Source organism: Lentibacillus juripiscarius (genome assembly GCF_042685205.1).
Taxonomy (GTDB): domain Bacteria; phylum Bacillota; class Bacilli; order Bacillales; family Amphibacillaceae; genus Lentibacillus; species Lentibacillus juripiscarius.
The window spans coordinates 4,182-29,300 of sequence record NZ_JBHUNA010000004.1; the positions used below are offsets into that span (position 1 = coordinate 4,182).

The 25,119-nt window shown below is 44.0% G+C and carries 22 protein-coding genes; all 22 read right to left on the reverse strand.

Features of this window, described 5'->3' with window-relative positions:
* A partial coding sequence (gene tnpB / locus ACFSUO_RS02515; protein ID WP_382390765.1) for an IS200/IS605 family element RNA-guided endonuclease TnpB occupies window positions 1-983 on the reverse strand: 983 nt, incomplete at its 3' end.
* 469 nt (window positions 984-1,452) lie between these two features.
* Complete coding sequence (gene glnA / locus ACFSUO_RS02520; protein ID WP_382390767.1) at window positions 1,453-2,790, reverse strand: type I glutamate--ammonia ligase; 1,338 nt, start codon at window positions 2,788-2,790, stop codon at window positions 1,453-1,455.
* 30 nt (window positions 2,791-2,820) lie between these two features.
* Window positions 2,821-3,207 carry a MerR family transcriptional regulator gene (locus tag ACFSUO_RS02525; RefSeq protein ID WP_382390769.1) on the reverse strand — a complete coding sequence of 129 codons (387 nt, stop codon included), beginning with the start codon at window positions 3,205-3,207 and terminating at the stop codon, window positions 2,821-2,823.
* A 361-nt stretch (window positions 3,208-3,568) separates the two neighbouring features.
* Window positions 3,569-4,804 carry a methionine gamma-lyase family protein gene (locus ACFSUO_RS02530; RefSeq protein WP_382390771.1) on the reverse strand — a complete coding sequence of 412 codons (1,236 nt, stop codon included), beginning with the start codon at window positions 4,802-4,804 and terminating at the stop codon, window positions 3,569-3,571.
* A 5-nt stretch (window positions 4,805-4,809) separates the two neighbouring features.
* Window positions 4,810-6,045, reverse strand: coding sequence for a GTPase HflX (gene hflX, locus ACFSUO_RS02535; RefSeq protein WP_382390773.1), 1,236 nt, complete (start codon window positions 6,043-6,045; stop codon window positions 4,810-4,812).
* Between the two features lie 74 nt (window positions 6,046-6,119).
* Complete coding sequence (gene spoVK, locus ACFSUO_RS02540; RefSeq protein WP_382390775.1) at window positions 6,120-7,043, reverse strand: stage V sporulation protein K; 924 nt, start codon at window positions 7,041-7,043, stop codon at window positions 6,120-6,122.
* A 127-nt stretch (window positions 7,044-7,170) separates the two neighbouring features.
* Window positions 7,171-7,395: an RNA chaperone Hfq gene (hfq, locus tag ACFSUO_RS02545; protein ID WP_382390777.1), complete on the reverse strand. Its 225-nt coding sequence runs from the start codon at window positions 7,393-7,395 to the stop codon at window positions 7,171-7,173.
* Between the two features lie 38 nt (window positions 7,396-7,433).
* On the reverse strand, window positions 7,434-8,369 hold the full coding sequence (gene miaA, locus ACFSUO_RS02550; RefSeq protein WP_382390779.1) for a tRNA (adenosine(37)-N6)-dimethylallyltransferase MiaA: 936 nt from the start codon (window positions 8,367-8,369) through the stop codon (window positions 7,434-7,436).
* Window positions 8,370-8,389: 20 nt separating this feature from the next.
* Window positions 8,390-8,839 (reverse strand): Dps family protein, encoded by a 450-nt coding sequence (locus ACFSUO_RS02555; protein ID WP_382390781.1) that lies wholly within the window; start codon window positions 8,837-8,839, stop codon window positions 8,390-8,392.
* 58 nt (window positions 8,840-8,897) lie between these two features.
* Window positions 8,898-10,751: a DNA mismatch repair endonuclease MutL gene (gene mutL / locus ACFSUO_RS02560; RefSeq protein ID WP_382390783.1), complete on the reverse strand. Its 1,854-nt coding sequence runs from the start codon at window positions 10,749-10,751 to the stop codon at window positions 8,898-8,900.
* A gap of 19 nt (window positions 10,752-10,770) precedes the next feature.
* Window positions 10,771-13,338 carry a DNA mismatch repair protein MutS gene (mutS, locus tag ACFSUO_RS02565; protein WP_382390785.1) on the reverse strand — a complete coding sequence of 856 codons (2,568 nt, stop codon included), beginning with the start codon at window positions 13,336-13,338 and terminating at the stop codon, window positions 10,771-10,773.
* 126 nt (window positions 13,339-13,464) lie between these two features.
* Window positions 13,465-14,031 carry an outer spore coat protein CotE gene (cotE, locus tag ACFSUO_RS02570; RefSeq protein ID WP_382390787.1) on the reverse strand — a complete coding sequence of 189 codons (567 nt, stop codon included), beginning with the start codon at window positions 14,029-14,031 and terminating at the stop codon, window positions 13,465-13,467.
* Between the two features lie 271 nt (window positions 14,032-14,302).
* Window positions 14,303-14,731 carry a RicAFT regulatory complex protein RicA family protein gene (locus tag ACFSUO_RS02575; protein ID WP_382390789.1) on the reverse strand — a complete coding sequence of 143 codons (429 nt, stop codon included), beginning with the start codon at window positions 14,729-14,731 and terminating at the stop codon, window positions 14,303-14,305.
* Between the two features lies 1 nt (window position 14,732).
* Window positions 14,733-16,313, reverse strand: a complete 1,581-nt coding sequence (miaB, locus tag ACFSUO_RS02580; RefSeq protein WP_382390791.1) for a tRNA (N6-isopentenyl adenosine(37)-C2)-methylthiotransferase MiaB — start codon at window positions 16,311-16,313, stop codon at window positions 14,733-14,735.
* A gap of 680 nt (window positions 16,314-16,993) precedes the next feature.
* A complete protein-coding gene (locus tag ACFSUO_RS02585; protein ID WP_129674070.1) occupies window positions 16,994-17,254 on the reverse strand; it encodes a stage V sporulation protein S in 261 nt (86 codons plus the stop codon).
* Window positions 17,255-17,361: 107 nt separating this feature from the next.
* Window positions 17,362-18,159, reverse strand: a complete 798-nt coding sequence (locus ACFSUO_RS02590; protein WP_382390793.1) for a TIGR00282 family metallophosphoesterase — start codon at window positions 18,157-18,159, stop codon at window positions 17,362-17,364.
* A gap of 142 nt (window positions 18,160-18,301) precedes the next feature.
* Complete coding sequence (gene rny / locus ACFSUO_RS02595) at window positions 18,302-19,867, reverse strand: ribonuclease Y (protein ID WP_382390795.1); 1,566 nt, start codon at window positions 19,865-19,867, stop codon at window positions 18,302-18,304.
* A gap of 299 nt (window positions 19,868-20,166) precedes the next feature.
* Window positions 20,167-21,204, reverse strand: a complete 1,038-nt coding sequence (gene recA, locus ACFSUO_RS02600) for a recombinase RecA (protein WP_382390797.1) — start codon at window positions 21,202-21,204, stop codon at window positions 20,167-20,169.
* 175 nt (window positions 21,205-21,379) lie between these two features.
* Entirely contained in the window at window positions 21,380-22,627 is a 1,248-nt protein-coding gene (locus tag ACFSUO_RS02605) for a competence/damage-inducible protein A (protein ID WP_382390799.1), read from the reverse strand.
* A complete protein-coding gene (pgsA, locus tag ACFSUO_RS02610) occupies window positions 22,627-23,205 on the reverse strand; it encodes a CDP-diacylglycerol--glycerol-3-phosphate 3-phosphatidyltransferase (protein WP_382390801.1) in 579 nt (192 codons plus the stop codon). Before pgsA ends, ACFSUO_RS02605 begins: the two co-directional genes overlap by 1 nt.
* Before the next feature lie 69 nt (window positions 23,206-23,274).
* On the reverse strand, window positions 23,275-24,222 hold the full coding sequence (locus ACFSUO_RS02615; protein WP_382390803.1) for a helix-turn-helix domain-containing protein: 948 nt from the start codon (window positions 24,220-24,222) through the stop codon (window positions 23,275-23,277).
* A 17-nt stretch (window positions 24,223-24,239) separates the two neighbouring features.
* Window positions 24,240-25,031, reverse strand: coding sequence for a DUF3388 domain-containing protein (locus tag ACFSUO_RS02620; RefSeq protein WP_382390805.1), 792 nt, complete (start codon window positions 25,029-25,031; stop codon window positions 24,240-24,242).
* Between the last annotated feature and the right edge of the window lie 88 nt (window positions 25,032-25,119).

Here is a 25,119-nt window from a genome sequence, read left to right on the forward strand (position 1 = left end):
TCTCTGTTGCGATATCCACAGTTCGAACATAGCTGGCTGCTGGGAAATGTTTTGGACACCGTGACCACTTTCTTGCCATACCATTTCGCTTTGTATTCAAGCATGGTCCGAAATTGTGACCAGCTTACCTCGCTAATGGATTTGGCCAGTTTGGCGTTTTTCAGCATGTTGGCCACTTGCAAGTCTTCTAGACCAATCACATCGTGGTTTTTGATGATGTTGGTTGACATTTTATGCAAGTAGTCCTTGCGTGCGTTCGCGATTTTTTCATGTAATCGGGCAACCTTGATACGTTGCTTGTTCCAGTTGGAAGAACCTACTTTTCTTCTGGAAAGAATCTGTTGAGCTTTGGCCAACTTTTCTTCCAATGCACGAAAGAATTTAGGGTTCTTGTAGACTGTATGGTCGGAAAGGGTGGCAAAATTTTTTAATCCAACGTCAATGCCGACGGTTGATTCCGTTTTTGGCAGTTCTTCTATTTCTGTTTCAGCAAGGATGGATACAAAATACTTGCCTGTTGGATGACGTCTGATGGTGGCGTTTAAGATGCGGCCTTCGACTTCACGGCTTTTTGCAAACGTGACGGATCCGAGTTTTGGCAGCTTGATTTTGTTTCCGGAAACAGTAATATTATCGTTTGTATATTTTGTTTGATAGGTTTGGATGTTATGATTTTTGCATTTGAATCGTGGTGCTTTGTTTTGTTTCTTGAAGAATCGGCTATAGGCGTCGGCAAGGTTCTTTAATGATGATTGGATGGCGATACTGTCCACTTCTTTTAACCAGACAAACGTTTCTTTTAGTTGAGGCAGTTGGGATGAGCAGGTTGTGTAGGTTAAGCCTTTTCCCGTTTCTTTGTATGTATTGTTCCACTTGGAGAGGAAATGGTTGTATACAAAACGTGCGCACCCAATGGTTTTATTGATTAATATGGCTTGTTCTTTTGTTGGGTAGAGACGAAAGTTGAAGGATTTATGGACCAATAGTTTATACACCCCCTATTGTGTCTATTATTATATCATTTTATTCTAAGGTATGCAAACATTTGTTCCTTACTTTGTAATAAGGTGAATGGGGTGTTTTGAAAGACACTTGAGATCCAATCGGTCGGACAATTGAGATGGCTAAAGCCATCCCTTGTCCGAAGGCGATTCATCCCCCACCTACTCACTGGGGTTCCCCGTTCACATTTCTTGAGGTGGGGGTCTTCTCGCCTAAACAAGATAAAGTATAGTCAAAAGCGTCTGGGACATGGTAGTTACCAAATTACCGCGGACGCTTACTCTCATGTATCCAAAAGAATGGAGCAAAAAAATACCGCCCAATTTGAAGCATATATGGACGATATTTTAAAATAATTTATTAAATTTTTAAGGGGTGCTCAAGGGGTGCAATCTAATAAATATCTTATATTCATATAACACCCCTTCAATAAATCCTGCCATATCAGCATTAATAGGACGTCAAGTACTGCTCTCTCTCCCAAGGGTGTACAGTAGTTCTAAACATATCCCACTCAATCTCTTTTGCCTCCATGAAATGCTCATATAAATGTTCACCAAGCGCATCTATAATAATTTGATCCTGTTGCAGTTCTTCAAGAGCATCCATCAGAGTGGCAGGCAATTCCTTAATCCCGTTTTGCTCACGTTCTTTTCGGTCCATTACATAAATATTACGGTCAACCGCAGTCGGCGGAGTCAATTTATTCTCTATACCGTCCAGTCCGCTCGCAAGCAGTACAGACATGGCCATGTACGGATTAGCTGATGGATCAACACTTCTGGCTTCAATTCGAGTACTTAATCCCCTGGAATATGGAATGCGGACAAGCGGACTCCGATTTGCAGCGGACCAGGCAACATAGCACGGCGCCTCATATCCAGGTACAAGCCGTTTATAGGAATTGACCGTAGGGTTTGTCACAGCCGTAAAATTGGTGGCGTGTTTAATCACACCGGCAGTGAATTGATATGCGATATCACTGAGCTGCATGTCACCATCTCTCTCAAAAAAGCTGTTTTCACCATTTGCGAATAGAGACATGTTGACATGCATGCCAGAGCCATTAACGCCAAACATTGGTTTCGGCATAAATGTCGCGTGCAGGTTATGTTTTCTCGCTATTGTCTTCACCACGAGTTTAAATGTCTGAATATCATCAGCATGCTTCACTGCATCCGAATATTTAAAATCAATTTCGTGTTGGCCTGGTGCCCCTTCATGGTGGGAAGCTTCAATTTCAAAGCCCATTTCCTCCAACTCCAGCACGATATCACGCCGGCAATTTTCTCCCAAATCTGTTGGGGCCAAATCAAAATATCCGCCACGGTCATTCAACTCCAGTGATGGGTCGCCTCTCTCATCCAGTTTAAACAAAAAGAATTCCGGTTCTGTTCCGATATTGAATGCATCAAAACCCAACTCTTCCATTTTTTTTAGGTTGCGTTTCAAGTTGTACCTTGGACAGCCTTCAAATGGTGTTCCATCCGGATTATAAATATCACAGATGAACCGTGCCACTTTTCCTTTTTCCGATGTCCACGGGAACACAACAAATGAATCAAGATCCGGATGCAGATACATATCAGATTCTTCTATCCGGACAAAACCCTCAATGGAGGATCCATCAAACATCATTTTGTTATCCAGCGCTTTATCTAGCTGGCTGAGCGGAATTTCAACATTTTTTATCGTTCCCAGCATGTCGGTGAATTGGAGGCGGATAAATCGGACGTTTTCCTCCTCAATTTTTTTCATGATTTGGTCTTTCGTTAAAGGTTTGGGCATCTTTTTCCTCCTAAGTATTTGTGAATTTCCTCAATGGAAAAACCTGGATAATTCGCCCCTGCGAAGAATGTTTTTACCGGGTATTGCCGCTTCCGCCAACTCTGATTTCAAATGTCTTCGCAATTCACGGTCGGTCAGGTCGCGGTTTACTTCTTCCTTCTTTTCGCCAATGCTTTGTTCAGACAGCATGATTTGTTTAATCCCAGCTAAATTAACCCCTTTATCGAGCAAGTTTTTCATTTCTAATAAACGATCAACATCGTGAAAGGAGAATAAACGCTGATTCCCGGAAGTTCTTGCTGGATGAATTAAACCGTGGGATTCATAATAACGGATTTGCCTTGCTGTCAGTTCTGTCAGCTGCTTAACAATACTTATGGAAAACAGCGGCATCGAACGGCGATCCTGATCATTCATTAGAAATGCCCCCTTCTCTCTATGTATGAAAGTTAGATTAACAGATGTAAATTTCAATGTCAAATTGATGTCAGGTTTCTTAACATGGATGGCAAACTGGCTTCTAAAAGGTTGTTGTTTTTTCACAAAATCTATAAACGACGACGTAAACTAAGAAGGATTATATTTAGAGAGGTTCTCCGACGACGCAGCTGGAATATACTCGCTTCCCGTGGGCTCACCACGAGCCTCCTCACTCGCAAAGAACGCTCGCTGTGGGGTCTCTTAGGCTCGCTGTCCCACAGGAGTCTCGCATATTTCAGCTGCTGGTTTCATAAAAAGCAACAATGTTTACAAAAAGAGCCAAATTAAAAAAAGAGCTTTAAACAAGCTCTTTTTCTTTGAGTTCTTCCAGTGCAGCCTTCAATGCCAATTTCACATGCGCATAGGTCAGTCCACCCTGTATAAAGGCCATATACGGTTCACGGATCGGACCGTCTGCTGTCAGTTCAAGGCTGGCTCCCTGAATAAAAGTACCGGCAGCCATGATGACCTCATCATCATATCCAGGCATTTCAGCTGGATAAGGCGTTACAAAGGCATTGATTGGGGAATTCCGCTGAATGGATTGACAAAACAAAACCATATGTTCTGCATCGTTAAACGTGACAGACTGAATCAAATCGGTCCGTTTAGCCTGATAGCCTGGCGACGTATGAAAACCCACCATCTCCAGCAATCTCGCTGTCAGTATTGCCCCCTTTAATGCCTCTCCAACAATGAGCGGAGCCATGAATAAACCCTGAAACATCTCCTGCAACGTATGGAATGTGGCACCCGTTTCCTTGCCGAGGCCTGGAGCGGTTAGTCGGTTGGCACATTGCTGAACAAGGTTTTCTTTGCCGGCAATATATCCCCCGGCTCGTACAATACCACCACCCGGATTCTTAATAAGAGAACCGGCTATGATATCTGCCCCGGCATGCAGCGGCTCTTCTTCTTCAACAAACTCCCCGTAGCAATTATCAACAAAAACAGTCGCGTTTTCATTGATCTCTTTTACAAAAGCAACCATTTCTGCAATTTCATCAATGGTAAACGATGGTCTGTCATCATATCCTTTCGAGCGCTGAATGCCAACCACAGCTGTTTTTTCAGTTAATTTTCGTCTGATGCCCTGATAGTCCACCGACCCATCATCTTTCAATTCCACCTGATTATATGTAATATTAAAGTCGGCCAGGGAACCGGATGCACCCCCATTCGTTCCTATGACAGATTCAAGCGTGTCATATGGTTTTCCGGTAATATACAATAGCTCATCCCCGGGCCGCAAAAGTCCAAACAAAGCAGTTGAGATAGCATGTGTACCAGAAACGATCTGTGGCCTGACCAGCGCGTCCTCTCCACCGAAAATACTCGCATATACTGCTTCCAATGTCTCACGGCCAATATCATCATACCCATAACCAGTTGTCGAATGGAAATGGGTATCACTGACACGATTGCTAATAAATGCGTCCAAAACTCGCTTCTGATTGGCCTCAACTAGTTTAGACACGTCTGCATGCCTCTGTGCACAGTCTTTTTCTGCTTGCGTTATTACATCATCTATCATTACTGTCAAAACTCCTCCAATAAACCATTCAGTGGATGATCATGCCGGATATATCCCTGTATCGCATACATATTCTCACTTTCTTGAAACGACTGCTCTGTTACAATCGTTTCCCGTTCCAGACGATGGAGCAATTTTCCCTGGCTGGGATCTAGCAAAACAGAGTAGCCTTCCCATTCCGATATCAGGATTTCCTCTATTTTCTTCAAAAGCCGGCGGATATCCCCCGGATGATGAGCGCTAATTAGGATGTTCGGATGATTCATCGGTATAAAGTCATCTGTTATTAAATCACTTTTATTATAAACCGTCAGCATCGGAATGGTGTCCGCTTCCAGTTCCTGCAGCAAGTTCTTTACTGTCTGCTGCTGCTGAACCAAATCCGGGTTTGCCATATCCACGACATGAAGAATAAAATCAGCCTCCGACACTTCCTCCAAGGTCGAGCGGAATGATGCTATAAGTGATGTTGGCAAATCCTGTATAAAACCGACTGTATCTGTGACAAGTGTCTGAAAGCCAGACGGAAGCTGTATCTGGCGTGTCAAAGGGTCCAAAGTAGCAAACAGCTGGTTTTCTTCAACAGCATCACTTTGTGTCAGCCGGTTAAACAAGGTCGATTTACCTGCGTTTGTATAACCAACAACGGCAATCTGAAAAACGTCATTGGTCTTCCTTCGTTTACGGTACTGTTCCCGCTGGCGGACAACCATTTTCAATTGACGTTTTATGTCATCGATCCGCTGTCTTATATGCCGCTGATCTGTCTCCAGTTTCGTTTCACCAGGGCCACGTGTTCCAATGCCGGCACCAAGCCGGGACATTTCTTCCCCTCTTCCGCGCAGCCTTGGTAGTGTATACTCGAGCTGCGCAAGCTCCACTTGCAGCTTACCCTCCTTGGTTCGTGCGCGCTGGGCAAAGATATCCAGTATCAGCTGACTTCGGTCAATGACCTGGAATCCGGATTGGTCACTCAAGTTGCGTAGCTGACCCGGTGACAGTTCGTCATTGGAAACGATGAGATCAACATCCAATTCTTCGGCAGCTTCCTTTATTTCTGCCAGTTTCCCTTCACCGATATAGAACGCAGGATGAATTTTCTGCCGCCGCTGCGTCATTATTTTTTCGACAGATCCCCCTGCAGTTTTGCAAAGGGAAACAAGCTCCTCGAGTGATGACTCAAATCGGTTCTCATTATCTCTTGGTAATTTCACTGCTATAAGCAATATCCGTTCCGGCATTTGTCTATCACATCCTGGTATTATAATTCCAATCATTATCATAGCAGAGTTTGTAGGATACAACAATTTCTGGGCTATTGGTCGTCAAGTGTCAAATCGTCGCCAGTCAAAAATATTAGATCATCCGGCGAAAATGCCTCCTGATTCAATAACCGCACCGCATGATGCCTGATGGACTGTTCAATGATGTTACGGATGTAGCGTGCATTTGAAAAATTAACGGATGTTTCCCGTTTCTTTTTATATATATGGGTACGCAATTTCCATTCTGCCTCTTTTGTCAATTCATATTCCCGGTCCTGAACCATTTGCTTGGCAATACTGGTTAGCTGATCAATATCATAGTCCTCAAAATCAAGGATGAACGGGAATCTTGATTTCAATCCGGGATTCAGCGTTAAAAACCGATCCATTTCATAAGGGTAGCCAGCCAGGATTAAGACAAAATCATTATGATTATCTTCCATATGCTTCACCAGTGTATCAATTGCCTCTTTTCCAAAATCCTTCTCGCCGCCCCGCGCCAATGAGTACGCTTCATCGACGAATAGAATGCCTCCCATTGCCTTTTGAATGACAGACCTTGTTTTCTGTGCCGTCTGCCCGATATATTCACCAACCAAATCTGCGCGTTCAGCTTCAATGAAATGCCCCTTTGAAAGCAAGTTCATGTCAAAATACATTTGGGCCAATTTTCTTGCGACCGTTGTTTTACCGGTACCCGGGTTGCCTTTGAACAGCATGTGAAGCACCTGATTGGATCCAGGAAGCCCCATTTCTTTCCGCTTTCCATTGATTACGATGGTTGCATATACTTCTTTAATCGTTCCTTTTAGTTCTTCCATTCCAATAAACGAAGAAAAAGATGTATCAATATGGGAAAATGGATTATTCGTTTCATTCCGCTGCTTGCTGTTCCGTTCAGGCTGTACGTGCTGTTTATCCTGCAAAATAATATTAATTTGCCCATTTTTGTTTCGCTGTTTTTGCGTATCCACGTCATCACCCCTTCGTCACGATAGTATACGCGACGGGAAAGAGTGGCGTGACAAACGCCCATATCACCTGCAGCATGAGTGTTTGTAAAAGCAAAACGGACGCAAAAAGGCGTCCGTTTCAAGTGTCTTATTCTTTTTCCAGCGTCACATTTTTCACCGGAGCAAAAGTGGAAATCGCATGTTTGAAAATCAGCTGCTGTTTCCCATCTGTTTCGATAAGTACGGTAAAATTATCAAAAGCCTTCACAATTCCCCGCAATTGAAATCCGTTCGTTAAAAAAAGCGTAACCGAAATATGGTCTTTTCTTAGTTTGTTCAAATATTGATCCTGAATATTTACTGATTGCGCCATTGTCTTTCCTCCTCTATTCTATCTATACATAAGTATTTCTATAAACTTTCGAACATTCCTGCTAAATCATTTGAAATTTTTCCAAATGTTTCTTCAATTGTCGCGGGCGTAATAGAGTACCAGTGGACAGGTAATTTGTTTCTGAACCACGTATACTGCCTTTTTGCATACCGCCTGGAATTTCGCTTCAATAATCGGATACTTTCATCCAGCGTCTGTTCCTCTTTAAAATAAGGGACAAATTCTTTATAGCCTATGCCGCGCATCGCCCGGGAATCAGCGTAACCATGCTTATACAAATGGCGGACTTCATCGAGCAAACCCTGCTCCATCATGTTGTCCACTCGTCTGTTAATCCGCTCGTATAATAGATCCCGATCCATTTCCAGTCCGATAAAAATGGGATTATAGTCTCCATCACGCAATTGATTTCGCTGGTATTCCGACATCGTTTTTCCGGTTGTTTCATAGATTTCCAGCGCACGGATAAGCCTCCGGTGATTATTCGGATGGATCTTCGCAGCCTGTTCCGGATCCAGTTGCTCCAGCCGGTTGTACAAATCCATGGCCCCTTTGCTGTCGAGCTCCTGCTCCAGCCGCTTTGTCACTTGCTCATCCCGTCGCTGATTGGAAAAATTGTAATTAAATAAGGCTGCCTGAATATAAAGACCACTGCCTCCCGCAATAATTGGCAGCTTTTGCTTGGAATCGATTTCATTGATATAATGCTGGACATTATGTTGAAAATCTGCCGCAGAAAAGGCTTGATCAGGCTCTCTGATATCAATCATATAATGGGGGATTCCCTGTTTCTCATCATCCGTAATCTTTGCAGTTCCGATATCAAGTCCTTTGTACACTTGCATGGAATCCCCACTAATGATTTCGCCATTAAATTCTTTGGCTATTTCAACGCTAAGACGCGATTTGCCCACTGCAGTCGGTCCGACAATTGCGATGACTGTTTGCTTCATCAGCATTCCCCTAAATCTGTTTATTCATACGCACGATATGCATGGAGCATCCAGACATATTTCTCTAATTTTCCCTGGAGAGTAACGAGCAGGTCAACTGTTGGCTCGTCGTTTCGTTCGGATGCGTATGGAATCCCCTCTTCTTTTATTTCCTTAATTATCTGCTGATAATCTTCTATTAGCCTAGCGATCATTTCATCTTCTTTGTCATCAGCTGTAGCTTCTTCAAGCGTTGCCTCTTTTATGTACTTGATCATCGTAGCCAATGGTTTGCCGTCAATCGCAAGCACCCTTTCGGCCAGTTCATCAATATCATCTGCTATAGTGGTATACATCTCTTCAAACAACGCGTGCAATTGAAAGAAGTGCTGTCCCTGCACATACCAGTGATAACGATGCAGCTTCACATACATGACAAAACAGTTGGACAATAACTGATTCAAAAAGTTGATAAGTTTCTGGTTATCCATTAGACACACCCCGCCTTTTCTTACAAGTATGCACGGGATGTGTCTAAATTATACATGCCTACATGACCCGCTTAAACATTTTTTCAAGTTCATAGGCGGAAAAATGGATTATGATGGGCCGGCCGTGCGGACATGTGAACGGATCTTTGGTTTTCCGCAAGTCAACCAGCAATGTAGCCATGTCCTCCTGATTCAAGTAGTGATTTGCTTTGATGGATCGCTTGCATGACATCAGGGCTGCAGCATCTTCTCTGATGGATTCAATATCGATTTTTTCATGTTGCATAATCTGTTCAATCATTTCCCGGATGATTTCTTCTTCAAATCCATCCGGAAACCAAACCGGGTGTGACCGAATAATATAGGACTGGTTTCCAAACGGCTCAAAAAACAGGCCAACACTGTCAAGTTCTTCTTTATGCTGTTCAATAAAAAGAGATTCCTGCCTGGAAAAATCAAAGGTTAATGGAATCAGGAGTTCCTGCAATTCATTCGGTGCCTGTCCCAGCTTGTCCCGGAACTGTTCAAACTTAATCCGTTCCTGGGCGGCATGCTGGTCAATCATATAAAAGCCGTTCTCATTCTGGCCAAGAATATAAGTGCCGTGAAGCTGGCCGATTGGGTATATAACGGGAATCCGATCTTCCCTATGATCATCCGAAATCGTCCCCTGTTCAGGAGACGCCAGTATTTCACTGTTAAAGTCTTCTAAACCGTGATATACGGGGGTTTCTTCAGCTGGGTCCAGGAACGTTTCCTGCCAATTTAAACCGCTTGTTTTCGGCTGTTCCAAACTCGGCTGCTGTTCATTTACCAGATTGCTGGATTTATGTGGCAAGTTTCCTGTTTGTGGCCCATCCAATGGCATAGAATCCTGTATGCTAACCGTCGATTGCTCTGGTTTTTTCTGTTCCATTTCCGGAATCAGCGACGTCCGCCGGAACACCGAACGAATCGTTTCTTCAATAGCCGCAACGAGTTCCTGGTCCTTGCTGAAACGGGCCTCCAGCTTAGTCGGGTGGACATTGACATCTACGAGAATCGGGTCCATTTCTATCGCCAGCACGGTAATGGGGTAGCGCCCAACCGGAAGCAGTGTATGATACCCTCTTATAATGGCTTGTGACAGCTGCATGCTTTTAATATACCGGCCATTTATCATTGTCGAAATATAATTACGGGACGCTCTGGTCACTTCTGGTTTCGCAATATAACCTTTAACAGAAAAATCCAGGGTATCATGCTCTATGGGCAGCATCTTCCTGGCCGTGCTCATCCCGTAAACTTGACCGATTACTTGAAGCAAGTCACCACTCCCCGTTGTTTTAAAAAGGGATTTGCCATTATGGCGCAGTTCAAAGTGGATCCCGGGATGGGACAATGCCAAGCGGTTCAGCAGGTCAGTTACATGACCCAATTCCGTATGAATGGTTTTCATATACTTTAATCGTGCTGGCGTATTGAAAAAGAGATCCTCCACGACAATTTCCGTCCCTTTGCGGGCATCACTTTTCGAACGGTCTTTAACAGCACCACCTTCGAGCGCCAGGTATGTTCCGGCCAGATCCCCCTGTGAGGTTTTCACGGTAAGCCTGCTGACGGCCGCAATGCTGGCCAGGGCTTCACCTCGGAAGCCTAGTGTGCCGACACGAAATAAATCCGTTTCATTTTTTATTTTGCTTGTCGCATGACGGAGAAAAGCCTTTTCAGTATCCTCTTCCGTCATGCCATCTCCATTATCTGTTACCTTGATCCTCTCTAGGCCCGCTTCAGCCAGATCAATGCTAATAAACGTACTGCCGGCATCAATACTGTTTTCAATCAATTCTTTTACGACAGAAGCAGGACGCTCCACCACTTCTCCTGCGGCTATTTTATTAGCAAGTGCATCCGGCAGTTGAAAAATCCCCATGGAATCCTCCTTTCCTTGCTTATTTTTTTGCTTTTTTCTGCAGCCGGTGCAGTTCATTCATTGCATCCAGCGGCGTCATTTCAAATAAGTTTATATTATTCAGGTCTTGCACAATAATAGCTTCTGACTCATTAGCAGCAGGTTTTTGTTCGATATGTGTGCTGTCACCACTAAAAAGTGACAATTGCCCTGTTTCGTGTGCATTTTCTTCCTCGCTATTTTCTAATTGATCCAAAATTGTATCGGCCCGTTTAATCAGCGGTGCTGGGAGATCTGCCAGTTTGGCGACATGAATGCCATAGCTCTGATCAGCAGCCCCCTCCTTAACTTGGTGAAGGAATACAACATTCCCCTCATGCTCTTCAGCTCTGACGTGGATATTTTTCAGCCTGTCCAATGTATCTTCAAGAGTTGTCAATTCATGGTAATGGGTGGAGAACACGGTTTTGGCATGGATGTTGTCATGAATATGTTCTACGATTGCCTGTGCCAAAGCCATACCGTCATACGTGCTCGTCCCGCGGCCAATTTCATCCAGCAGTATCAAGCTATTTTCAGTGGCGTTGGCAATCGCATGGTTCGTCTCCAGCATTTCGACCATGAACGTGCTCTGACCAGAAACTAAATCATCCGCTGCTCCGATACGGGTGAAAATCTGGTCAAACAGAAGGAGCTCCGCCTCATCGCAAGGGACATAACAGCCAATCTGCCCCATAATCACCGTCAATGCCAGCTGGCGCATATAGGTACTCTTACCGGACATATTTGGACCGGTAATCAGCAAAATAGACGTTTCATCATCTAGTAAAATGTCATTCGGAACAAATGCATCATCATTCATTACCTTCTCGACGACTGGATGGCGGCCGTTTTTGATGGACAAACAGTTTTGTGAAAAAACTGGACGTGTATATCCATTAGCCTCGCTTACCGTTGCAAATCCCTGAAGCACGTCAATCTGACTGATGACTTCCGCCAAAAACTGAATCGAAGGAATATGTTCTTTCACCTGGTCACGAATCTCATGGAACAACTCATATTCCAGGTCCACACTTTTCTCTTCCGCTTCCAGTATCAATTCCTCTTTTTCTTTTAGTTCCGGCGTTATAAAACGTTCCGCGTTAGTCAGTGTTTGTTTCCGTTCATACCTGTCTTCCGGCAGCAGATGCAAATTTGCTTTCGTTACTTCTATATAATAGCCAAAAACACGGTTGAAACCTACTTTTAACGACTTAATGCCTGTTTCTTCTTTTTCCTTCTGTTCCAGTCCGGTTATCCATTGCTTGCCATTACGTGATGCTTCACGGTATTTATCAAGTTTTTCGTGATAACCATCCTTGATGATGGAACCCTCTGTTATGGATACCGGCGGGTCTTCTGCCAGACTTTGCTCAAGCAAGGTTACTAGATATTCCGGATACTGGAGCTTGTCGTCCAATGCTCTTATGCCGGCACCGTCGAACTGACTTAAAACATGCTTGATCTCAGGAATTTTTGCTACTGACTGCTTCAGCTGAAGCAAATCGCGCGCATTGACGTTTCCATAAGCAATTCTGCCGGCCAGCCGTTCGAGATCATAGACGGATTTCAATGCCTCCCGCAACAGATCCCGCTCCATAAAGCCTTCCAAAAATCCCTGGACAATGTTTAGACGATCTTCTATATCCTGTTCATTCAAAAGCGGGCGATCCAGCCATTTCTTAAGCATTCGCGTGCCCATTGCTGTCACGGTCTGATCAAGCACCCAGAGCAAACTGCCATGCTTGCCTTTTTTCAAAATTGTTTCTGTCAGTTCGAGATTACGCTTGGAGAACATGTCCAATGACAAATAGTGATCAAGTTCAATCACCCCAGCCGGCTGCAAATGATCAAGGGAACGTTTTTGCGTTTTCTGAATGTAATTAAGCAGACGGCTGAAACCCTGCACAAGGCGTTCATCATTCAGAGTGCTGCATAATCCCCGGTATTCAGCGTTAAAAGTTGTTTCATCCTGATAGGATAAAGTAATACTTAACTTTTCTCTCAGCTCGTCCTGCAGAGTCTCCGGAAGTTCAGAGGAAATGACCATTTCTTTCACCGGCTGGTTATAGAGCTCATGCATCACAGCATTCCATCCGCCCGAAATAAGTGCAACATTTGTCTCCCCTACGGATAAATCGTTGTAGGCAATCACATAAGATCCATCTGAAAAATGGGAGAGGCTGGCAATATAGTTGTTATCCCGTTCCGCCAGCATATTATTTTCCATCACCGTTCCAGGTGTAACCAGCTGGACAACTTCGCGCTTAACCACGCCTTTGGCTGCTTTAGGGTCTTCTACCTGCTCACATATGGCTACTTTATACCCTTTATCAATTAAATTTTTTATGTAGTTTTCAGCAGAATGGTACGGCACACCACACATCGGGATGGGGTCCTGTTTCCCCCCATCCCGTTTTGTCAGTGTTATTTCCAATTCCCTGGCAGCTTGAACGGCATCATCAAAAAACATTTCATAAAAGTCACCCAGGCGAAAGAATAAAAAGGCGTCTTTATAGTCAGCTTTTATTTTTAAATATTGCTCCATCATTGGTGTATGAACAGCCATATTGAATCCTCCAAAACATACGAATATATTGTTCTATTATAGCATATTTCGCCGAGGTAAGACGACTGCCGAGGGTGTTTTTGTTTATAAGAAAAACTTACGAGAGTATTACCCCTCGTAAGTATCTCAGTCCTTATCCCGGTCATTGACAAAGTCTGGCTTCACCTCATGTAGCTCATCGTCCGTAATGTCAAAGCCCCAGTCGTCGTCATCATTAAATGTGGATCCTTTCGGGTCAACCTTGACAGCAACTTTTGTTTCGCCAATGATCTGTACAACAAACTCCCGTTCCACATCAACAGCAACTTTGTTCCCGTGACTGTCTATTTCACACTCAAGACAATTTGGCTGCTGAACCACTTTGGCGATTACATCATAGTCATCGTTCAGGCAATTGTCATCCTTTACAGAGAGTGGAATATAATCACAATACGTGACACGTTCGGTGACTACTTCTGTTTTGGTATTGTCGTTGTACGAGTACCAGATATTAATGTCATAGCTGCCATTGACTTCCACCGTATCCTCCGATTTTTTCTTCGCATTGTACAGATGGTTGATAACCCAGCAACCAAGAATGCTTGAAGGCCTATGGGACGGCTGGATGTTATGCGTGGCCTGGGTGAACTTCCTTCCTTTTCCGCAAACTGCCTTCGTTATAATTTCTCTGTAATCATGTTCAAGAAATGACATGGCTTCGTTACCTCCTTTTCTCATAGTCATCGTATGCAAGACAAATACCTAAAGTGAATGATGATAAGAAGGTCAATACCAAGTCTTTTTGTTAAAGGCTTTGTTTTATTTATAAGGTCATCCATAATCTATACTTACTGACGTTGTAACAGAAAAAAAGCCGGGATAAAAACTCACCCGGGCTCTTCTTTATACACTATATTATATCGGAACCGATAATGTTCGTTCCAATGGTTTTCTCGCCTTTAACATCGAGGTTTCCTACATTGACTTACTGGCTGCTGGCCGGCTCGTCCGCTTGTTTGGTTCCTGTTGTACCTGACAGGAGGTCACCGCCCGTTGACGTGATAACATTGTTAGTCACTTCACGGGAGATAGTGCCGGATACCAGCTGCAGTACGTCGTTGACGACACCCTGGGTTTCCTTGAACTCCTGGACAATTGGGATGGCGTCCACTTCGGCATGAAGACGGTCAATCTCTTCTTCGACATTCTTTAGTGCCTCGGTTTTCCCGTATGCCTGGAAATTAACCGCCTGCTTCTGCAATGTTTTTATTTTCTTAATCAGCTTCTGGACTTTCTGATTATCATTAATTTTCGCTTCAACTTGTTTAAACCGGTCAATTTCTTCTGTGTTCGCCAGCATGTTAGCGAGATTCTTTGCTTCATCCAAAATTTCTTTGCGAGTATATTGTGCCATTTTATTTCACCTCTGCTGTCGTTTCCGCCATGACACCGTTTAACGACCATGTTTTCGTTTCTGTTATTCGAACATCGACAATGCTGCCTATTGCTGATCTCGGTCCCTTAAAGTTGACAAGCTTGTTACGCTCCGTATATCCAGCAAGCACATCAGGGTCCTTTTTACTTTCGCCTTCTACAAGAACTTTCACGACCTTATCCTTGTACTGTTCCATTGACTCGGCTGATTGTTTGTTCACAAGCTCATTCAAGCGGTAAAGGCGCTGTTTTTTCACTTCTTCCGGCACGTCGTCCTGTTTACGTGCAGCCGGTGTGCCTTCACGCGGTGAGTAAATAAATGTAAATGCTGCTTCAAACCCAACCTCTTCCACCAATGACATCGTTTCTTCAAACTGTTCCTCAGTTTCGTTCGGGAACCCGACAATAATATCGGTTGTTAAGGTTGCGTTTGGCATTGCTTCGCGTATTTTCCTGACTAGTTCCAAATATTCTTCACGGGTATACTTACGGTTCATTTTTTTCAACACTTCACTGCTGCCCGACTGTACCGGCAAATGGATATGGTCGAGCAGATTGCCGCCTTGAGCAAGCACCTCAATCAGACGGTCGTCAAAATCTCTCGGGTGAGATGTGGTAAAACGGATTCTCGGTATATCAATCTTATGGAGATCATCCATCAAATCACCCAGACCATAGTCCGAATCCTCAAAGTCTTTGCCATATGCGTTCACGTTCTGGCCAAGCAGGGTAATTTCCTTGTAGCCCTGCGCCGTCAACTGACGCACTTCCTGAATAATATCTTTCGGCAGACGGCTCCGCTCTTTGCCGCGGGTCATTGGCACGATACAGTACGTACAAAATTTATCACAGCCGTACATGATATTGACCCATGCTTTAATACTACCTTTACGTGCCCTCGGAAGGTTTTCAATAATATCGCCCTCCTTGGACCATACTTCCACCACTTTTTCCTTGCCGAACATCGCTTCTTTAACGAGATGCGGCAGGCGATGGATATTGTGGGTTCCAAAGATTAGATCGATTTGCGGATGCTTTTTCATAATCCGGTTAACGACTTTTTCTTCCTGGGACATACAGCCGCAAACTCCGAGGATCAAATCAGGCTTTTCCCGTTTCAGTGCTTTCAGATGACCGATTTCACCAAACACTTTATTCTCCGCGTTTTCCCTGATCGCACAAGTGTTTAAAAGAATGATATCTGCTTCGTGCTGATCATCCGTTGATTCATAACCCATTTCAGACAGAATTCCGGCCATCACTTCCGTGTCATGCTCATTCATCTGACAGCCGTATGTACGAATCATGAATTTCTTGCCTTCCCCGATATTTTCCATATCTTCTGGGATGCCGAAATCATAATGGACTTCCACATCATCACGGCCACGTTTTCTGGCTTTGTTCAGGTTTGGTGGCTCGTACGTTGTCTCGAAATACTTGGCAATCAAATCATCACTGGTTGTATTTTTCAGCCGTTCCATGTTATCCGCATCGGATTTTGCGTCCGCCGGATTCTCGGTCTGTTTAATTTGCGATTGCTGTTTCCGCTGCTGTTCGTTCATATCGCAACTCCTTTCCTTAAAAAGGGTTTATCTCATATATTCATACATTATTTCATTATAAAGCCTTCAGCCAAATTAAACAATAGAATTCCCTGGAGCGCAAATAAAAAAACCTCCCTAAAAAGCGGATAGGAGGTACGTTAACCAAGGCATCAGGATAAAATTTTTTCCGGAAGCTTGGAGTCATAATAATGGCTGATTTTTAGTCCTTGATCCGTATGCACAACCGTTATCTGGCCATCCAATGTAATTTGTTCTGTTTTGCTGATTTCATTTTAGTCCTATATTTATTTCAACGTCTAAATCCAGTTCATTATTTTCCAGCTGTTTATCCAGAAACACAACCTTTTGTACGTGAATAGAGGCTTCCTGATTTTTTGCAGCCTTTTTAGTTTTTCCAAACACACGATTGTTGGAAAGGTTTTCATACTCATCGGCCGTTAAATATTTTTTTGACCGTTCTCGAAGATCTGGAATTTGTTGATAGTCTTCTATGTAGTAAAGGGAAAAAGTATAATAAGCAATGCAAAATTATAACGCATCATATTATTGTTCATTAAGCCCCCTTAAATTCGGGTAAAAATTATAACTTTTAATAGAACTTTCTATATCCAATAAAAAAGTGCTGCGCGGTTGCACAACACTGAAATTACCATAATTATAATTTAAGATTATCTCGGTTATCTCGGTTCTACAATCAGCTTAATGGCTGTCCGTTCTTCTTCCTCAATCATAATATCGGTAAATGCCGGTATACAAATTAAATCAACACCGCTCGGAGCGACAAACCCCCTTGAGATTGCTACCGCCTTAACCGCCTGGTTCAATGCACCGGCACCGATTGCCTGTATCTCCGCTGACCCTCTTTCCCGTAGGACGTTTGCAAGTGCACCTGCTACTGAATTTGGATTTGATTTAGCTGAAACTTTTAATACTTCCACTGCTGGTACCCCCTTCATTTACTATTGTAGTTCTAATGCTACTATATTCTTGGAGATCTTAGCTTATTACCTTAATTATGCATCAATTATTCGAAACTTTCAAATAGTCAGCTGTCAAAAGGGTGATCATCATTGATCATAATTCGTTCAATTGTGGAAGCTTTTCCAGACTTTTCATTCACGGTAACCACCATTCCGTTCAACTGGTTTCGCCCATCCTTATCAATTTCAAAGCGTACTGGCAGACTTGTGAGAAATTTTTTCATGACTGCTTCTTTATCCATCCCCAATATGGCATCATAAGGACCGGTCATGCCAACATCCGTTATATAAGCGGTTCCATTGGGCAATATGCGCTCGTCCGCGGTCTGTGTATGTGTATGGGTTCCGGCCACAGCACTAACTTTTCCGTCCAGATACCAGCCCATTGCCTGCTTTTCACTCGTTGCTTCCGCATGAAAATCGACAAAAATAATGTTTGTGCGTTTCTTAGCGATTTCAATCAGTTCATCCAATTTTTTGAATGGATCATCTATTGCAGGCAGAAATGTGCGCCCCTGCGCATTGATGACGGCAGCTTCCGTTCCATTTATATTAACAAACGTAATGCCTTTCCCCGGCGTCCCTTCCGGAAAATTAGCCGGCCGGATCATATTTTTGGCATCATCAATAAACTCGAATATTTCCTTTTTATCCCATGTGTGATTACCCATTGTAATGACATGAGCACCCCACTGCTGAAATTGTTTGTAAATTTTTTGCGTAATTCCCTTGCCGGCTGCAGCATTCTCCCCATTGACAATGATCAAATTCGGACGATACTTTTCTTTCAATTTGGGCAAGTAAGCCTGCAGCATATCTCTTCCCGGCGAACCGGCTACGTCACCGATAAATAGAATTTTCATTAAGCTTCATCCTAACTTATTATGTAACTTCAGTGTTGCACATTGTAATTGCATTGTAAAGTAAAGCAGAAGCGGCCAAATGGACCGCTTCTGCTTTGTCTGGTTCGAGCACCCAGCTGCAGGGCACCTTTACTTTTTTAATTTATTTAGCATACTCTACTGAGCGTGTTTCTCGAATAACTGTCACTTTGATGTGGCCAGGGTAATCAAGTTCGCCTTCAATTTGCTTGCGAATGTCACGTGCAATCCGGGCGGAATCAATATCATCAATTTCATCCGGTTTGACCATGATCCGGATTTCTCTTCCAGCTTGGATGGCAAAAGATTTCTCCACACCTGCAAATGATTCTGAGATCTCTTCCAGCTTCTCAAGCCGTTTAATGTAGTTTTCCAATGTTTCACTTCTGGCTCCGGGTCTGGCGGCTGACAACGCATCTGCTGCAGCAACCAGAACCGAAATGATGGAAGTTGCCTCTTCGTCACCATGGTGTGAAGCAATTGAGTTGATAACAACTTCGTGTTCTTTATACTTCATTCCAAGTTCCTTGCCAATTTCAACATGGCTTCCCTCTACTTCATGATCAATGGCCTTGCCAATGTCGTGAAGCAGGCCGGCTCTTCTTGCCAATGTCTCATCTTCACCTAATTCCGCAGCAAGCAGGCCGGATAGATAAGCTACCTCGGTGGAATGTTTTAATACATTTTGACCATAGCTTGTACGATATTTCAGACGGCCGAGAATCTTGACAAGGTCCGGGTGCAATCCGTGAATCCCAACCTCGAACGTTGTCTCTTCACCGATCTCACGTATATAGTCGTCGACATCACGTCTGGCCTTATCAACCATTTCCTCAATTCTTGCCGGGTGAATCCGTCCGTCCTGGACAAGCCGTTCCAGTGCCATGCGAGCAATTTCGCGGCGGATCGGATCGAACCCTGACAGAACTACCGCTTCCGGTGTGTCGTCAATGATCAGGTCGATACCGGTCAGTGTTTCCAGTGTCCGGATGTTGCGTCCTTCACGGCCAATAATCCGACCCTTCATTTCATCATTTGGAAGGTTGACAACCGATACAGTCGTTTCGGCAACATGGTCTGCAGCACAGCGCTGCAGGGCCAGTGAAAGAATGCTTTTCGCTTTCTTATCAGCTTCTTCCTTCGCACGGTTCTCAGCCTCTTTAATCATCAATGCCGATTCATGGCTGACCTCCTGCTCCACACGGTCCAAAATAACCTGTTTTGCCTGGTCAGTCGTATAACCTGAAATGCGTTCAAGCTCTGTTTGCTGCTCGTTAAGCATTGCTTCCACTTTGCTTTCCATTTCTTCAATTTGTTGTTGTTTTTCTGTTAATGATTCTTCTTTTCCCTCCAGCGTAAGTTCTCGCTTATCAAGCGTTTCACTCTTTTTGTCCAGACTTTCTTCTTTTTGCATCAGGCGATTTTCCTGCTTTTGCACTTCCATCCGGCGCTCTCGGAGCTCATCTTCAGTCTCCTGACGAAGTTTATGATTTTCATCTTTTGCCTCTAGCAGGGCTTCCTTCTTGGTAGCATCTGCATTCCGATGAGCTTCATCAACTATCTGTTTTGCCAAATTTTCCGCACTGGAAATTTTAGCCTCTGCAATTGAACGGCGAATCAAATAACCAACAACAATACCGACGATCAGGATTACGGCAAGCAAAATGGAGATGATAAAGGGACTATCCATGATTTCACCTCCTATTGCTATAAAGTTGTACAATTGATTCATTATTGTCGGCATGTACAATGTTCAATAATAAATAATTTAGTGTATAATAAACTATAAAATTATACAAGTTAATTTTAATTGCACCTATAACCAATGTCAAGGAATCATGACAATTATAAGAAATTAATTCGAAGGCTTAGTTTATCATCAAGCCCCGGCGAACTTATGCAGTAAGACTTCATAAGTGCTAAAAAGTCCTTCGCCGGCGGATGCCAGCAAAGGACTTTGGAAACGAATGTATTCAGCTGGAGTCAGTCTTAAACGTCCAGGCTTTCCTGGTTTTGTTCGTCTGGCTCTTCTTCCGGCGTATCGTCCAGTTTATAGTGTTTGCGGATTGCATGATGGATTTCAAGTTTGATATTCTCATTTTCTTTCAGGAACTGTTTCGCATTTTCCCGTCCCTGGCCTAGCCGTTCGCTATTATAGGAATACCAAGCACCACTTTTAGTAACAATATCCAGTTCTGATCCGATATCAAGAATTTCTCCTTCTTTGGAAATTCCTTCCCCATACATGATATCGACCTCTGCCTGTTTAAATGGAGGGGCCATTTTATTTTTAACCACTTTCAATCTTGCTTTATTTCCTACCATATCATTGCCTTGTTTCAGTGTTTCGGCACGACGGACTTCGAGTCTGACAGATGAATAGAATTTAAGTGCACGGCCGCCAGGAGTTGTTTCCGGATTGCCAAACATAACGCCGACTTTTTCCCTGATCTGGTTGATGAATATGGCCGTTGTATTTGACTTGTTGATGGCACCGGACAATTTTCTTAATGCCTGTGACATCAGACGAGCCTGCAGCCCGACGTGTGAATCTCCCATTTCACCTTCTATTTCCGCTTTCGGTACCAGTGCTGCAACTGAGTCGACAACAATAATGTCGACAGCTCCACTGCGGACCAGTGCCTCCGCAATCTCCAGTGCCTGCTCACCGGTATCCGGCTGCGATAAGAGCAATTCCTCAATATCTACCCCAAGTGCCCGTGCATACGTCGGATCAAGTGCGTGCTCAGCATCGATAAAAGCAGCCTGTCCACCCTGCTGCTGTGCTTCAGCAATAGCATGGAGCGCAACAGTTGTTTTACCGGAAGATTCCGGCCCGTAAATTTCAACGACACGCCCTCTTGGGTAGCCACCAATTCCAAGTGCCACATCCAGTGCGAGTGAACCGCTCGGAATGCTTGCAATTTTTTGCCCTTCCTGATCTCCCAGTTTCATGATGGACCCTTTGCCAAATTGTTTTTCAATTTGCTTCAGAGCCATATCCAAAGCTTGTTTTCTATCTCCCAACGAGTTTACCTCCTTTAATGAACTAGTTACATCATACGCCTTTTTTATCAATTTGCCAAGAAAGAAACGAATGAGTGTTCCCGTATTTTTACGTCATTTTGACAGGAAAAAAGCGAATTTGACCGGACAGAATGCGATAAAATAAAATTTTCCGCTTCTATTCCGGCCAATAATTCTATTTTAACAAATTATATAAAAGTTCATAACCCTTTAACACTGATTGTTTGCGGATCGTATTGCGATCACCGTAAAAATTATGTTTTTCCACCTGCTGCTCTCCGGATTTGTCATGGATTGCAATGAATACCGTACCTGCCGGGTGACCTTCTGAACTGTCCGGACCCGCAACACCGGTAAAGCTGATACCGATATCCGCATCCATTTGGGAACAGACATTGGCAGCCATTGCTTGGGCACATGCCTCACTGACTGCGCCATGCTGTTTGAGCAGCTGGGAAGGTACATGCAGCACATTTTCCTTCACACTTGCATCATAACAGACGATTCCGCCGCGGCATACTTCCGAAGCACCAGGTACAGCAATCATTTTTTCCGTAAACATACCGCCCGTTAGGCTTTCGGCTGCTGCTGCGGTTTTGCCCTGGTCCTTCAGCAGGTTCAGGACCCGTTCTTCCAATGATTGCTCATCAGTGCCATAATAATATTCTCCAACCCTGTCAAGAATGTCCCGTTTTGTCCGCTTTATCAGGGCAACCGCCTCCTCATCTGTCGAAGCCTTGGCCGTCAGCCGAATGGCTATTCCCTCATTTTGGGCAAGCGGAGCTATAGTCGGATTCGTCTGCTGCCTGATCAAATCCTGCAATTCATGTTCAAGCCGGGATTCACCAATACCTATGAACCGGAGCATAACCGATTTGATCATCTTATCTTCGCCTGTCAGACGCCGGATGTATGGCAGAACACTGTCGGCCATCATCCGCTTCATCTCCCGTGGTACACCAGGGAGGAAAACCCACGTTTTTTCCCCATATGAAACAATCATTCCAGGGGCCATACCCGTATGATTCTCAAGAACGTCCGCTCCGGCAAATACGCGTGCCTGTTTACGGTTATTCGGCGTCATATTGACCTCTTTTTCAGCAAAGTGGGTCTTAATTTTCTCCATGGATGGTCCATGTTCGACCATTTCGATACCGGCCAGCTTCTGGAAAGCCTCTCGTGTTAAATCATCTTCCGTGGGGCCCAGCCCGCCTGTAACGATGATAATATCTGATCTTTTGTTTGAAACTCGAAATTGCTGTTCCACACGCTGAAGATTATCACCGACAACAGCATGGTGATGAACATTTATTCCAGCTGCGGCCAGTTTTTCCGATATCCACTGTGCATTCGTATCCGCAATTTGTCCAAGCAGCAACTCTGTTCCTACTGCAATGATTTCCGTACTGATTGTTTTTGTCATTATTTGGAATCCCTCATTACATGCCAATTTTTAACAAAATACTCGTAGCCTGACAGCACCGTAAAGAACAGTGCTGCATACAGCATTATCATCCCAAATGGAAAGCCTGCATAAGCGAATGGAAAATTATGAAGCAACAGGACAGCTATTGCAATCATTTGTGTGGCAGTTTTTATTTTCCCCATGCTGCCCGCAGCCAATACGATACCTTCACCAGCGGCTACCAGACGTAATCCCGTCACAGCAAATTCCCTGCTGATGATAACGATCACTATCCAGCCTGGTGCGATGCCCATTTCAACGAGCAAAATCAGAGCCGAGGCAACAAGCAGTTTATCTGCAAGCGGGTCTAAAAACTTCCCCAGATTTGTCACCAGGTTATATTTCCGTGCATAATGGCCATCAACCCAATCAGTTGCCGCCGCGATAATAAATAAAACCGCCGCGGCAAGATGGGATCCAGGCAGCACATTTTCACCAATCATCCACTCTCCCCAATCGAAAGGGATACTAAGCAACAAAATAAAAACCGGTATTAAAAATATACGTGAAAGCGTCAACTTGTTCGGTAAATTCACAATAAATTCCTCCTGCGTGATAAAACCCTTCCCTGTTCACCTTAGGAAGGGTCTCAGAATGGCGGCAGTTTAATCTGACTGCTCCTCTGATCTGTCAATGTTAATCCAAAGATGCTGATAGACTTCATTCTCGGCATCAATCGGATAGTCAAGCTTGACACCATCAATAGTTATATCCAGATTTGGAGCACTTCCAACATTAAACCATACTCGATCAGCGTCCGTTAGCTCAAATTCAATCGGAGCGTCGTCAACTGAGACCATACCTGAGTAGAGAGATTCCTCATCACCTTTTTCAACTGCCAGCCACGAATCACCCATCACATCAATCGAAACAGATACATCATCACTTGCGTTTTTAAGTGTGAGGGTTGATTCCGGAGGTGCTCCTGAACCGGTTTCTTCGACAACAAGCTCAGGTTGAGAACTATTCGTTTCTTCGTCGACTGACGAATCGTTTTCTTCATCCTGCTGTCCCTGATCTGCTGCATTGCTGTCATTTCCGTCCGACTCTGCTCCATTTTCACCCTGGTCTTGTCCACTTTCTTCTTTACTGCTTCCAGAATCACGGATAATCGCATTATCTTCCTGCGGCTCTTCTGGTTCGGTATTGCTCTCTTCCGGCGTATCCTGGGCAAAGAACCAGAAGACTGCCAAGATGCCAATTATCAGCAAGACAACAATCACCGTCGGTATCAATGAAAAAACGGAAGCACGTTTCGCCGGATTGTTATCTTTCCTGGAACGATGGATGTACGTATACTGTGATGAATTATCCTCTTCCGTCTGCGGTATTTCTTCTTTATGTTCCTCCAGCAGCTCTTTTGCGTCTAAACCAACTGCCGCGGCATACTCCTTGATGAATGCCCGCGCATAAAATTTGCCGGGCAAAATATCGAAATTCCCTCGTTCAATCGCTTCCAGGTACCTTTTTTGTATTTTTGTCGTTTCCTGCAGCCGATCGAGCGAAAGGTCTCTCGCTTCTCTGGCTTCCTTCAGTCTTTCGCCAATTTCCATGAATAACACCATCCATTTTAAAAATCAAACATTGTAAAGCCGTCGCCCTGGCTGAATTGGTTCTGCTCAACTGGCTCATATGTAATTTCTTCACTCTCATCACTGCGAAGTTCAATAATATAGTCAAAATCGCTCAATTTATATTCAGTCAGCTGTACAAACATATCAGGATGCTCAACAACTTTGACAGCCGGCAGCTGCATAATCTCCCGGATCAGTCCCCAGTGCTGTTCATTGGCTTGCCGGGTTGATACAATGCCGTCAATAATGTATAAATTATCACTGCTGTATTCGCCTTTAATCAGCTCGTTCCGGATGGTTTGTTTAAGCAGGGTACTCGAGACAAACAGCCAGCGCTTATTCGCGCAGACGCTTGCTGCTACGACTGACTCTGTCTTCCCAACACGTGGCATCCCGCGTATGCCAATCAATTTATGGCCTTCTTTTTTGAACAGTTCAGCCATAAAGTCAACCAGAATTCCAAGTTCGTTCCGGACAAAGCGGAACGTCTTCCGATCATCCACATCACTTTGAATATACCTTCCGTGGCGGACAGCCAGTGTATCACGCAATTTAGGCTTGCGTATTTTCGTCACTCTTATCGTGTCCATTGTCTCAAGAATTGATTTCAGCCGGATTATTTGTTCTTCTGTCCTGGATAAAAGCAACATGCCCCGTCTTGAATTCTCGACACCATTAATTGATTTAATGTTAATGGAGAGCATTCCCAGAAGTGAGGATATGTCGCCCAGCAACCCCGGACGGTTATATTGGATTTCGTATTCAAGGTACCATTCTGTCTTTTCCATGATTAGCTCCTCAAAACATTCTTTTCGATTAATATCATATCCATAATACTATAATAAAGTATTTTAGGCATTGTGAAAAGGAGATTGG